The organism is Pantoea sp. R13S299 (genome assembly GCF_048515925.1).
Classification (GTDB): Bacteria; Pseudomonadota; Gammaproteobacteria; order Enterobacterales; family Enterobacteriaceae; genus Pantoea.
Map to the genome: position 1 here is coordinate 137,596 of NZ_JBLYEF010000001.1, position 12,080 is coordinate 149,675.

Genomic DNA, 12,080 nt, shown 5'->3' on the forward strand with positions numbered 1-12,080 from the left:
CCTGCAGATAACAAAAAGCCCTGCGCAGGGCAGGGCAGAAGAGATAAGGTTTTAACGGGCGTTCTGCTTGATGAAGTCGTTGACGCTGGTGTCCTGTGCCATATCCGCGATCACATCGCTCATGGTGGAGTTAACCGCGTTGGTAATCTTCTGGTTATTGGCGTTGAACGCTCCTTCTACGCTGTAAGTCTGGCGGTAGTTTTTAACCTGTTTGTTGCCGTTTTTTGCGGTCGCGATGATCGAGATGTCCGCTTTGGTGGTAATGCTGTAGCGCACATTGCCCTGCGTTACGTCGGCATAGAGATTATTAACCACAATCTGCAGATCGACCGCACCATTAGGTCCAACCATGTAACCGCGAGCGGTCATCTGCTTCTCCAGCACTTCCTGCAGCAGGAAACGCAGATCGCGCGAAGAGGTCAGCGTCACTAACTGGCCATCACGGTTAACTTTTGCCAGCGCCTGATCTTTACGCTGGTCGGCACCGTTGATGCTGACCGTCACGCCCATCAGGCCCGGATCCTGCTGTGGCAACTGAATTTTAGGCTGAATAGTCAGGGTATTATTGCTGGTTGCACAGCCGGCTAAAATGAACGCAGCCAACAGTGGGAATAACAGTTTTTTCAACATACTTTTTCTCGTTGGTGTCAGGGGGTTGGTTTGCAAAAACTGGGGGCATCATAGCATTGCCCGGCAGTGAAAAAAGCCCTGTCGCCGGGGAAATTGTGTCTGAAACCGTTTTAAGCTCCTTCTCTGACAGGCCGGTATGCTGTTCGTTTCAGCTGCGTTATTATGCGCGGCGGAAGCGGGCTGACATAAAATGCAATATTTAGCGTCCGCTGACGAGTATGCGCACTAAAAGCGACTAAGATTGAATGAGATGGGGCATCGCGCTCGCCATTGAGGAGTAATAGCCATGATCCGCGAACAAATAGAAGAAAAGCTGCGAGTGGCATTTCAGCCAGCTCATCTGGAAGTGCATGACGAGAGCTACCGGCACAATGTTCCTGCCGGATCTGAAAGTCACTTCAAAGTGGTGATTGTCAGCGACTGCTTTGCGGGCCAGCGCTTTCTGGCGCGTCACCGCCTGATTTATGGCGAACTGGCGGCGGAATTAGCGGGCAGCGTGCATGCCTTAGCCCTGCATACTTATACCCTGAAAGAGTGGGAAGGGTTGCAGGATACCGTACTGGCTTCGCCTAACTGTCGTGGTGCCGGCACACTCGCCTGACCTCCCTTCATCTAAACGGCCTGCGGGCCGTTTTTTCTGTTATTTAGCGAAAAACGCGATCCCTGGCTCAAAAAAGCAGCAAACCTGCTGAAAAGTGGTGAGTTAGCGTCCTCGACTCATTCCAGCGATGCCGCTATAATGCTGCGTCTATTTTTCCGGAATGTCTTCGGGACGCTTCTGGTAACAGGGATCAGGTTCTCTTCACGGAAGCCGTCCCGGTTGTTGGATACGGCGCATTTCACTATGTGTGGTGTCTGAAGTTGACCGAGCACGTGATTTTTTGAGGTAACAAGATGCAAGTTTCTGTAGAAACCACTCAGGGCCTGGGCCGTCGCATTACGATTACTGTTGCAGCTGACAGCATCGAAAGCACAGTAAAAAAAGAACTGGTTGACGTTGCCAGGAAAGTCCGCATCGATGGTTTCCGTAAAGGCAAAGTGCCGATGAACATCGTTGCGCAGCGTTACGGCGCTTCTGTCCGTCAGGACGTGCTGGGCGAGCTGATGACGCGCAACTTCGTTGATGCCATCATCAAAGAAAAAATTAATCCGGCTGGCGCACCAAACTACGTGCCAGGCGAGTACAAAGAAGGTCAGGATTTCACCTACGCGGTTGAATTCGAAGTTTATCCGGAAGTTGAGCTGAAAGGCCTGGAAAACATCGAAGTCGAAAAACCCGTTGTTGAAGTCACTGATGCTGACGTTGATACCATGCTGGACACTCTGCGTAAGCAGCAGGCCAACTGGATCGAAAGCGACGCTGCTGCAGGTCCGGAAGATCGTGCCACTATCGATTTCAACGGTTCAGTAGACGGTGAAGAATTCGAAGGCGGCAAAGCCTCTGATTTCGTTCTGGCCATGGGCCAGGGCCGCATGATCCCAGGCTTTGAAGAAGGCGTTGTGGGTCACAAAGCGGGCGAGACTTTCACTATCGACGTGAAATTCCCGGACGACTACCACGCAGAAACCCTGAAAGGGAAAGATGCGAAGTTCGAGATCGTGCTGAAGAAAGTTGAAACGCGCGAACTGCCAGAGCTGACTGAAGAGTTCATCAAACGTTTCGGCGTTGAAGATGGTTCAGTTGCCGGTCTGCGTACTGAAGTGCGTAAGAACATGGATCGCGAGCTGAAAGGCGCTATCCGTAACCGCATCAAAACTCAGGCGATCGACGGTCTGGTTGAAGCGAACGAAATCGACGTGCCAGCTGCACTGGTTGACAGCGAAATCGACGTTCTGCGTCGCCAGGCTGCACAGCGTTTCGGTGGCAACGAACAGCAGGCGCTGGAACTGCCACGCGAACTGTTCGAAGAGCAGGCTAAACGCCGTGTGGTTGTCGGTCTGCTGCTGGGCGAAGTCATTCGTACCCACGAGCTGAAAGCTGACGAAGCACGCGTAAGCACCATGATCGAAGAGATGGCTTCTGCGTATGAAGATCCGCAGGAAGTGATCGAGTTCTACAGCAAGAATAACGAGCTGATGAACAATATGCGCAACGTTGCGCTGGAAGAGCAAGCGGTTGAAGCGGTCCTGGCGAAAGCTAAAGTGACCGAGAAAGAGACCAACTTCCAGGAACTGATGAATCAGACCGCTCAGGCCTGATCACGCATTTAACCGTCTGTGCTAAGCCCGTGACTGAAAAGTCGCGGGCTTTTTTGTGTTTTACGTACAGAACGCCACTCTTCGCCACTATTTGCTTAATTAATCAGCAAATTATTCATGCATCGCTTTTTCCTGGTTAGCGAACAGAGAAAAGGTTGTTATGCTTGAAACATGCGTGCAGCATCCCCAGATAGTGGGAGTATGCAGAAATGAGAGTGAGGCTGGCTGATTAACCGTCCTGAAGGTGTCGGAAAAGGTGCGACGTGGAGTTTCCCGCGCGTCTTACGTAGAATCGGTACAGAATGTTGCCAATGAAATTTATCCAGGAGACGGTAATGTCATACAGTGGCGATCGTGAATATACTGCACCGCACAATGCGCTGGTGCCAATGGTGGTTGAACAAACTTCGCGTGGTGAGCGTTCTTACGACATCTACTCCCGTCTGCTGAAAGAGCGCGTCATTTTTCTGACCGGCCAGGTTGAAGACCACATGGCTAATCTAATTGTGGCGCAGATGCTGTTTCTGGAAGCTGAAAACCCGGAAAAAGATATCTATCTCTACATCAACTCACCAGGCGGTGTGATCACGGCCGGTATGTCGATCTACGACACCATGAAATTTATCAAACCGGATGTCAGCACCATCTGTATGGGACAGGCCTGTTCAATGGGTGCGTTCCTGCTGACGGCGGGTACCAAAGGCAAACGTTTCTGTCTGCCAAACTCACGCGTAATGATCCACCAGCCGCTGGGCGGCTATCAGGGTCAGGCGTCAGATATTGAGATCCATGCGCGCGAGATCCTGAAAGTTAAGCAGCGTATGAATGAGCTGATGGCTGAGCACACCGGTAAAACGCTGGAAGAAATCGAGCGTGATACCGAGCGTGACCGTTTCCTCTCTGCAAGTGAAGCGGTAGAGTATGGATTAGTCGATTCAATTCTGACGCATCGCCAATAAGACCCGACTTACCGTTGTCCCTGGTCTATAGTTAACAGGACAACGGTACTATTATGGGTTGAATGAATTTCGGCCGTCTCTGCACGGCCAGAGCCGTACGCGGGTATGGCCTGAGAACAAGAAGAGGTTAACTGATGACAGATAAGCGCAAAGACGGTTCAGGAAAGTTGCTGTACTGCTCTTTTTGCGGCAAAAGCCAGCATGAAGTGCGAAAGCTGATTGCCGGGCCGTCAGTGTATATCTGCGATGAGTGTGTTGACCTGTGCAACGACATCATTCGCGAAGAGATTAAAGAAGTTGCCCCGCATCGTGAACGCAGTGCGTTGCCAACTCCGCATGAGATTCGCCATCACCTCGATGATTATGTCATCGGTCAGGAACGAGCGAAGAAAGTGCTGGCGGTTGCGGTCTACAACCACTACAAGCGTCTGCGTAACGGTGATACCAGCAATGGCATCGAACTGGGCAAAAGTAACATTCTGCTGATTGGTCCGACCGGTAGCGGTAAAACGCTGCTGGCAGAAACACTCGCACGCCTGCTGGATGTGCCATTCACCATGGCTGACGCCACTACGCTGACTGAAGCCGGTTACGTGGGTGAAGACGTTGAAAACATCATCCAGAAACTGTTGCAGAAGTGTGACTACGACGTACAGAAAGCACAGCGCGGCATCGTTTATATCGATGAAATCGACAAAATCTCACGTAAGTCAGATAACCCGTCGATTACCCGTGACGTGTCAGGTGAAGGCGTACAGCAGGCTCTGCTTAAGCTGATTGAAGGCACCGTCGCTGCTGTTCCGCCGCAGGGTGGACGTAAGCATCCTCAGCAGGAGTTTTTGCAGGTTGATACCTCGAAGATTCTGTTTATCTGCGGCGGCGCATTTGCCGGCCTGGACAAAGTGATCTCCCAGCGTGTGGAAACCGGATCCGGTATCGGCTTCGGCGCCACAGTGAAAGGGAAGTCGCAGAAAGCCAGCGAAGGTGAACTGCTTTCACAGTGTGAACCGGAAGATCTGATCAAATTTGGTCTGATCCCTGAGTTCATCGGTCGTCTGCCCGTGGTAGCGACCCTGAGCGAGCTGAGCGAAGAAGCGCTGATTCAGATTCTGCGTGAACCTAAAAACGCCCTGACAAAACAGTACCAGGCGTTGTTTAACCTGGAAGGCGTTGAGCTGGAGTTCCGTGACGAAGCCTTAACCGCCATTGCGAAGAAAGCGATGATACGTAAAACCGGTGCACGTGGTCTGCGTTCCATTGTTGAAGGCGCGTTGCTCGAAACCATGTATGACCTGCCTTCCATGGACGACGTGGAAAAAGTAGTGATTGATGAATCAGTTATTGAAGGACAGTCTGAGCCAATGTTGATCTACGGTAAGCATGAAGCGCAGGCATCTGGCGAATAATTAAACAGATCGTCCATGTTGTAATAATAAAAAAGGGGAAAATGTTTCCCCTTTTGCTTTTCTCGCCTCTGTGACGTTGAATGTCGGACAAGCATCCCCATATACTCAGATACCTGTGGGTTTAACTGCATACCTGCCTGATGCGGTTCCCATCACCTGGCGGACATTAAACAAAGAGAGAGCTCTATGAATCCTGAGCGTTCTGAACGCATTGAAATCCCCGTGTTGCCGCTGCGCGACGTGGTGGTTTATCCGCACATGGTAATTCCGTTGTTTGTTGGCCGGGAAAAATCAATTCGGTGCCTTGAAGCCGCAATGGATCATGATAAAAAAATCATGCTGGTCGCGCAGAAAGAGGCTTCAACGGATGAACCTGGCATTAACGATCTCTTTTCAGTAGGGACCGTTGCCTCAGTATTGCAAATGCTGAAACTGCCGGATGGCACTGTCAAAGTCCTGGTCGAAGGTTTACAGCGCGCCCACATTACGACGCTGGCCGATAACGGTGACCATTTTGTGGCACAAGCTGAATATCTGGTTTCGCCAGAGATTGAAGAGCGCGAGCAGGAAGTGCTGGTGCGCACGGCGATCAATCAGTTTGAAGGCTACATCAAACTTAATAAAAAGATCCCACCAGAGGTTTTAACCTCGCTGAACAACATTGACGATGCGGCACGCCTTGCCGACACCGTCGCAGCACATATGCCACTGAAACTGGCAGACAAACAGTCTGTGCTGGAGATGTCCGACGTCAACGAGCGTCTGGAATATCTGATGGCGATGATGGAATCTGAAATCGATCTGCTGCAGGTTGAGAAGCGTATTCGCAACCGTGTTAAGAAGCAGATGGAAAAGAGCCAGCGCGAGTACTATCTGAATGAGCAGATGAAGGCGATTCAGAAAGAGCTGGGCGAGATGGACGACGCGCCTGACGAGTACGAAGCGTTAAAACGCAAAATCGACGCGGCCAAAATGCCGGAAGAAGCGCGTGAGAAAGCCGAAGCTGAGCTGCAAAAGCTGAAAATGATGTCCCCGATGTCCGCTGAAGCCACTGTGGTTCGCGGCTACATCGACTGGATGGTTCAGGTTCCGTGGAACGCGCGCAGCAAAGTGAAGAAAGATCTGCGTAAAGCGCAGGAGACGCTGGATACCGACCATTACGGCCTGGAGCGCGTGAAGGATCGTATTCTTGAGTATCTTGCGGTTCAGAGTCGCGTCAGCAAAATTAAAGGGCCGATTCTCTGCCTGGTCGGACCGCCAGGGGTAGGTAAAACCTCCCTGGGTCAGTCGATCGCTAAAGCGACCGGCCGTAAATATGTGCGTATGGCGCTGGGCGGCGTGCGTGATGAAGCGGAAATCCGTGGTCACCGTCGTACTTACATCGGCTCTATGCCGGGTAAATTAATCCAGAAAATGGCGAAGGTCGGGGTTAAAAACCCGCTGTTCCTGCTGGATGAAATCGACAAGATGTCCTCCGATATGCGCGGCGATCCGGCTTCAGCGCTGCTGGAAGTGCTTGATCCTGAGCAGAACATTGCGTTCAACGACCACTATCTGGAAGTCGACTACGATCTCTCTGATGTGATGTTCGTGGCAACATCGAACTCAATGAACATCCCGGCACCGCTGCTGGACCGTATGGAAGTGATTCGTCTTTCGGGTTACACCGAAGATGAGAAACTGAACATCGCTAAGCAGCATCTGCTGACCAAGCAGATTGAGCGCAACGCCCTGAAAGCCAGCGAAATTACGGTTGAAGACAGCGCGATTGTCGGCATTATCCGTTACTACACCCGTGAGGCTGGTGTGCGTAGCCTTGAGCGTGAGCTGTCGAAGTTGTGTCGTAAAGCAGTGAAATCACTGCTGATGGACAAGACTAAGAAGCACATCACCATCAACGGCGAAAACCTCAAGGACTTCCTGGGCGTACAGCGCTTTGACTATGGCCGTGCTGACAGCGAAAACCGTGTTGGTCAGGTGACTGGTCTGGCGTGGACGGAAGTGGGTGGCGATCTGCTGACCATCGAAACCGCCTGCGTACCGGGTAAAGGCAAGCTCACTTATACCGGTTCTCTGGGTGAAGTGATGCAGGAGTCAATTCAGGCTGCGCTGACCGTGGTGCGTGCCCGTGCCGAGAAGCTGGGCATCAATGGTGACTTCTACGAAAAACGTGATATTCACGTTCACGTACCGGAAGGCGCTACACCGAAAGATGGTCCAAGTGCCGGCATCGCGATGTGTACTGCGCTGGTCTCCTGTCTGACCGGTAACCCGGTGCGTGCGGATGTCGCGATGACCGGTGAGATCACCCTGCGTGGTCAGGTGTTGCCGATTGGCGGGCTGAAAGAGAAACTGCTGGCAGCGCACCGTGGTGGCATTAAGACTGTGCTGATCCCGGACGACAACAAGCGTGACCTGGAAGAGATTCCACAGAACGTGATTGCCGATCTGGAGATCCATCCGGTGAAACGCATTGAAGAAGTGCTGAATCTGGCACTGGAAAATGCGCCATACGGTATGCAGGTCGCAACAGCAAAATAGTGATTAACGGCAAAAACCGTTAAAAAGCGGAGCTGGCAAGGCAATTGGCGCTTGCCAGCTTTTTTTTGTGCCGCTAATTTAGGTGGCTGTCGACGCGACGTTCTCAGAGAAATTCCGTTGTTTCGGCTCCACAGGCTTGATATAACTTGCTGCGCGTTCGTACCTGGCCGGATGCAGGGTACGATGTGAAATAATAAAAGAGGGGATGAATAGAGTGAATAAGTCACAATTGATCGACAAAATTGCTGCCGATGCTGATATTTCTAAAGCTGCAGCGGGACGTGTTTTAGATGCATTTATGGGCTCAGTTTCAGATGCACTGAAAGACGGTGATGAAGTGGCTCTGGTGGGTTTCGGCACATTCTCTGTGCGTGACCGCGCTGCACGTACTGGCCGCAACCCGCAGACGGGTAAAGAGATCACCATCCCGGCCGGTAAAGTTCCCGGTTTCCGCGCTGGTAAAGCATTGAAAGACGCTGTCAATTAATAACAACGAATAGATTCATTGACGCATTTTCTTCAGTGGATTAGAGGACGATTAACCCGTTCTCATGTAACATACGGGCACATCAATCAGATGTGCCTTTTTTGTTTTAACCGGTGAGAATCGGGCCGTAAGATGGACCTGGACCGGATTGAGACTGCCAGCTAAGCCAGCAGTTGCGTGAGTCGCCAGCCACTGGCGAATTGCGACCGAGCTTTACATTCACACTACAGCGGAGTGTTGCCATACCATGATGGACAATTTACGCGCGGCGTCGAACAATGTCGTGCTCAAGATTATTTTGGGACTGATTATGGTCTCCTTTGTGCTGACGGGCGTTGGCAACTATCTGATTGGCGGCAATAACGACTATGCGGCCAAAGTTAACGGTCAGGAGATTAGCCGTGGGCAGCTGGAGCAGGCGTTCAACAGCGAACGTAGTCGTCAGCAGCAGATGCTGGGCGACCAGTTCTCGCAGCTGGCCAGCAACGATGGCTACATGCAGCAGATCCGCCAGCAGGCGCTGTCGCAGTTAATCGATCAGGCGCTGCTCGACAGCTACATCAAAGATCTCCACCTCAGCATCAGTGACGATCAGGTTAAGCAGGCTATCTTCAATCAGCAGGCTTTCCAGACCAACGGTAAATTTGACAACGGTAAATATCTGGCTCTGATCGGCAATATGGGCTTCAGTGCTGACCAGTACGCCGAAGCGCTGCGCAAGCAGCTCTCCAATCAGCAGCTGATCAATGCCGTGGCTAACACTGACTTCACGCTGAAAGGCGAAGCCAGCCGACTGGTAGACCTGGTTTCACAGCAGCGCGATATTCGTCAGGCGGTGCTGGACGTCAATGCGCTGGCGGCGAAGCAAACTGTCACCGACGACGAGATCAGCCAGTATTATCAGCAGCATAAAACCAGCTTCATGGCACCGGAGCAGTTCCGTGTCAGCTACCTCCTGATGGATGCTGCCAGCATGCAGCAGGATGCCAGCGAAGCAGATATTCAGGCCTGGTACGACCAGCATAAAGCGGACTATTCGCAGCCACAGCGTACGCGCTACAGCGTGATTCAGACTAAAACTGAAGCCGATGCCAACGCGGTACTGGCTCAGCTGAAGGGTGGCGCTAACTTCGCGGATGTGGCGAAAGCCAAATCCATCGACCCAATCTCTGCGCGTAAGGGCGGTGATATGGGCTGGCTGGAACCGTCAACGACCCCGGATGAGCTGAAAAATGCCGGTCTGACTGAGAAAGGCCAGATGTCAGGCGTGATCAAATCTTCAGTGGGCTTCCTGGTTGTTCGTCTCGACGATATTCAGCCAGAGCAGGTTAAGCCGCTGGATGAAGTTCGCAGCGCCATTGCTGCGAAAGTGAAGCAGGAGAAGGGCGTTGACGCCTTCTACAAACTGCAGCAGAAAGTCAGCGAAGCCGCCAGCAATGACAATGAGTCACTGGCGGGGGCTGAGCAGGCTTCTGGTCTGAAAGCGAAAGAGACCGGCTGGTTCAGCCAGGATACGCTGCCAGACGCGCTTAACTTCGATGCGGTGAAGCAGGCGATCTTCAACGGCGGTCTGGTGGGTCAGAACGGCGCGCCGGGCAACAACTCCGATATCATCACTGTTGATGGCGATCGTGCCTTTGTGCTGCGTATCAGTGAGCACAAACCAGAAGCGGTTAAACCGCTGGATCAGGTTAAGGCGCAGATCACCGACACGCTTAAGCATGATAAAGCGACGCAGCAGGCGAAAGCCCAGGCCGATAAACTGCTGACCGACCTCAAAGCCGGTAAGCAGGATGCGCTGACCGCCGCAGGTCTGACTCTGAGCGCCAGCAAAACCGTTGATCGCAATGCGCAGGATCCGGTTGCACAGGCCGCCTTTAATCTGCCTCAGCCTGCGGAAAATAAACCTTCCTGGGGTGTGAGCGAAGATATGCAGGGCAACGTGGTTCTGGTGGCGGTTGATAAAGTGAAAACCGGCAGCATGCCGCAGGGGCAGATTGACGAAATGGTCAAAGGCGTCACGCAGAACAATGCGCAGTTGACGTTTGAAGCGTTACTGCAAAACCTGCGTAAAGAGGCCAAAATTAAGTACGGCGCTGCCGCACAAATGCAGTAAGCCTCGCAGAAACTGCGCAACGACTGTAACAATCAAAGGCCGCATTCGCGGCCTTTTCCATTTCTGAAATCCCGCTTTTGAGCCTTGTGCGCAGTAGTGTCACTCTGTCGCTGCTGTTTACACACAAGGAGAAACACAGCATGGCTAAACCTAAAATCATTGCCCTCTACCTCTCACTCGCGCTGGGCGGCGCACTCTGTCACAGCAGCGTCTCTGCGGCACCTGAACCTGCCAGCACAGCTGTCACACAGAACACACCGCCTGCGACGAAGCCGGAGGCCGCCGCGCAGCCACAGCAGGAGCAGGTCAGCATCAATGAAGCGACAGCCGAGCAACTCTCTGCCGTCATGAATGGAGTGGGACTAAAAAAGGCCCAGGCGATTGTGAGCTATCGCGAACAGTACGGACCGTTTAGCGCGATTCAGCAACTCAGTGAAGTGCCGGGTATTGGCAATGCGCTGATAGAGCGAAATGCGTCCCGGCTGAAATTGTGAGGCACTACACATCTGTGATGCTTAACTCACGCTAACCGGGTGACTCTGCTAAAGTGAACAGGTCATACCAGTTAACTTACAGCAGGAGAGCATGACCATGCAGACCACCATAAAAGTGCGCGGCTATCATCTGGATGTCTATCAGCACGTCAACAATGCGCGTTATCTTGAGTTTCTTGAGGAGGCGCGCTGGGCATGGCTGGAAGAGGCTGAAGCCTTCCACTGGTTGCAGGAACAGAAACTGGCTTTTGTGGTGGTCAACATCAACATCAATTATCGTCGCCCGGCAGTGCTGGGCGACGTACTGACTATCGACAGTGAGATCACGCAGTTAAATGGCAAAAGCGGCGTTATCGCGCAGCGGGTTTTGCTGGCAGGTCAGGAGACTGTAGTAGCGGATGCCGCACTCACATTTGTCTGTATTGATTTGCTCACCCAGAAGGCGGTTGCGCTGGAAGGGGAGTTACGCGAGCGACTGACGCGTCTGATGGCATGAGCCAATAACGCGGCGGCAAAGCAGATTCTCTGCCGCCACGCCAGACAGCTTTAGTTAAGGCCGCTCTTTGCTTTCATGGCTGCCATTACGCCAGCACGATCGTTGAGATAACCCTGCAAGCCGTTGGCCCGTAAATGACAGGCTGCGCACTCACCACATCCATCACCTTTCACGCCGTTATAGCAGGTCAGTGTTTGTTCGCGAACCAGCGCAAGCTGCTGCCAGTAATCCGCCAGCGCCCAGGTTTCCGCTTTATTGAGCCACATCAGCGGCGTCTCAAAACGAACCTCGCGCGCCATGCCAAGCGACACGGCATGGTTCAGCGCTTTGACAAACTCATCCCGGCAATCGGGGTAGCCGGAGAAATCGGTCTCGCACACGCCGGTGATCACCGCTTCCGCTTCAACCTGATAAGCGTAAACCGAGGCCAGCGTCAGGAACAGGATGTTGCGGCCTGGCACAAACGTGCTGGGTAAGCCACTGGCCTCAGGATTGTAAGCCGGCACCGGAATATTATCCCGCGTCAGGCTGCTGACGGCGAGTTCGTTCAGCATGGTGACATCCAGCACTTTATGTGCACGGGCACCCAGTTTAATTGCCAGATCGCGGGCGACATCGATCTCTTCCCGATGGCGTTGGCCATAGTCAAAAGTAACACAGTGAACTTCATCATATTGCTGCAAAGCCTGAATCAGGCAGGTAGTGGAGTCTTGTCCACCGCTGAAAACTACAACAGCGCGTTTCATGGTGTT

General features: G+C 52.6%; 11 protein-coding genes. 9 read left to right on the forward strand and 2 right to left on the reverse strand.

All coding sequences use genetic code 11. The features are described 5' to 3' along the window. Positions 1–51 precede the first annotated feature (51 nt). Positions 52–630: a lipoprotein gene (locus ACN1CO_RS00690; protein WP_419136914.1), complete on the reverse strand. Its 579-nt coding sequence runs from the start codon at positions 628–630 to the stop codon at positions 52–54. A 286-nt stretch (positions 631–916) separates the two neighbouring features. Here ACN1CO_RS00690 and bolA point away from each other — a divergent pair, with 286 nt between their 5' ends. The 9 genes from bolA to ACN1CO_RS00735 all read left to right on the forward strand — a co-directional run bounded on the left by bolA (position 917) and on the right by ACN1CO_RS00735 (position 11,328). Then, on the forward strand, positions 917–1,231 hold the full coding sequence (gene bolA / locus ACN1CO_RS00695) for a transcriptional regulator BolA (RefSeq protein ID WP_008924895.1): 315 nt from the start codon (positions 917–919) through the stop codon (positions 1,229–1,231). Positions 1,232–1,524: 293 nt separating this feature from the next. Continuing rightward, entirely contained in the window at positions 1,525–2,829 is a 1,305-nt protein-coding gene (gene tig, locus ACN1CO_RS00700) for a trigger factor (RefSeq protein WP_419136916.1), read from the forward strand. Positions 2,830–3,164: 335 nt separating this feature from the next. Then, entirely contained in the window at positions 3,165–3,788 is a 624-nt protein-coding gene (gene clpP / locus ACN1CO_RS00705; protein WP_003850496.1) for an ATP-dependent Clp endopeptidase proteolytic subunit ClpP, read from the forward strand. 134 nt (positions 3,789–3,922) lie between these two features. After that, positions 3,923–5,194 carry an ATP-dependent protease ATP-binding subunit ClpX gene (clpX, locus tag ACN1CO_RS00710; protein ID WP_179896739.1) on the forward strand — a complete coding sequence of 424 codons (1,272 nt, stop codon included), beginning with the start codon at positions 3,923–3,925 and terminating at the stop codon, positions 5,192–5,194. A 186-nt stretch (positions 5,195–5,380) separates the two neighbouring features. Then, positions 5,381–7,735, forward strand: a complete 2,355-nt coding sequence (gene lon / locus ACN1CO_RS00715; protein ID WP_003850493.1) for an endopeptidase La — start codon at positions 5,381–5,383, stop codon at positions 7,733–7,735. A gap of 214 nt (positions 7,736–7,949) precedes the next feature. Next, positions 7,950–8,222, forward strand: a complete 273-nt coding sequence (gene hupB, locus ACN1CO_RS00720; protein ID WP_009091701.1) for a nucleoid-associated protein HU-beta — start codon at positions 7,950–7,952, stop codon at positions 8,220–8,222. A 247-nt stretch (positions 8,223–8,469) separates the two neighbouring features. Then, positions 8,470–10,338: a peptidylprolyl isomerase gene (gene ppiD / locus ACN1CO_RS00725; RefSeq protein WP_419136920.1), complete on the forward strand. Its 1,869-nt coding sequence runs from the start codon at positions 8,470–8,472 to the stop codon at positions 10,336–10,338. A 140-nt stretch (positions 10,339–10,478) separates the two neighbouring features. After that, the gene (locus ACN1CO_RS00730; protein ID WP_419136922.1) at positions 10,479–10,832 is read left to right on the forward strand and encodes a ComEA family DNA-binding protein; all 354 of its coding nucleotides are present in this window, start codon (positions 10,479–10,481) and stop codon (positions 10,830–10,832) included. Positions 10,833–10,929: 97 nt separating this feature from the next. Further along, the gene (locus tag ACN1CO_RS00735) at positions 10,930–11,328 is read left to right on the forward strand and encodes an acyl-CoA thioesterase (RefSeq protein WP_419136924.1); all 399 of its coding nucleotides are present in this window, start codon (positions 10,930–10,932) and stop codon (positions 11,326–11,328) included. Positions 11,329–11,378: 50 nt separating this feature from the next. Here ACN1CO_RS00735 and queC read toward each other — a convergent pair whose 3' ends face one another. Then, positions 11,379–12,074, reverse strand: coding sequence for a 7-cyano-7-deazaguanine synthase QueC (gene queC / locus ACN1CO_RS00740; RefSeq protein WP_419136926.1), 696 nt, complete (start codon positions 12,072–12,074; stop codon positions 11,379–11,381). Positions 12,075–12,080 lie beyond the last annotated feature (6 nt).

Coding starts and splice junctions, on each gene's coding strand:
- ppiD (WP_419136920.1), top strand. CDS start 8,470: ATGATGGACAATTTACGCGCGGCGTCGAACAATGTCGTGCTCAAGATT.
- lon (WP_003850493.1), top strand. CDS start 5,381: ATGAATCCTGAGCGTTCTGAACGCATTGAAATCCCCGTGTTGCCGCTG.
- tig (WP_419136916.1), top strand. CDS start 1,525: ATGCAAGTTTCTGTAGAAACCACTCAGGGCCTGGGCCGTCGCATTACG.
- queC (WP_419136926.1), bottom strand. CDS start 12,074: ATGAAACGCGCTGTTGTAGTTTTCAGCGGTGGACAAGACTCCACTACC.
- clpP (WP_003850496.1), top strand. CDS start 3,165: ATGTCATACAGTGGCGATCGTGAATATACTGCACCGCACAATGCGCTG.
- ACN1CO_RS00735 (WP_419136924.1), top strand. CDS start 10,930: ATGCAGACCACCATAAAAGTGCGCGGCTATCATCTGGATGTCTATCAG.
- clpX (WP_179896739.1), top strand. CDS start 3,923: ATGACAGATAAGCGCAAAGACGGTTCAGGAAAGTTGCTGTACTGCTCT.
- ACN1CO_RS00730 (WP_419136922.1), top strand. CDS start 10,479: ATGGCTAAACCTAAAATCATTGCCCTCTACCTCTCACTCGCGCTGGGC.
- bolA (WP_008924895.1), top strand. CDS start 917: ATGATCCGCGAACAAATAGAAGAAAAGCTGCGAGTGGCATTTCAGCCA.
- ACN1CO_RS00690 (WP_419136914.1), bottom strand. CDS start 630: ATGTTGAAAAAACTGTTATTCCCACTGTTGGCTGCGTTCATTTTAGCC.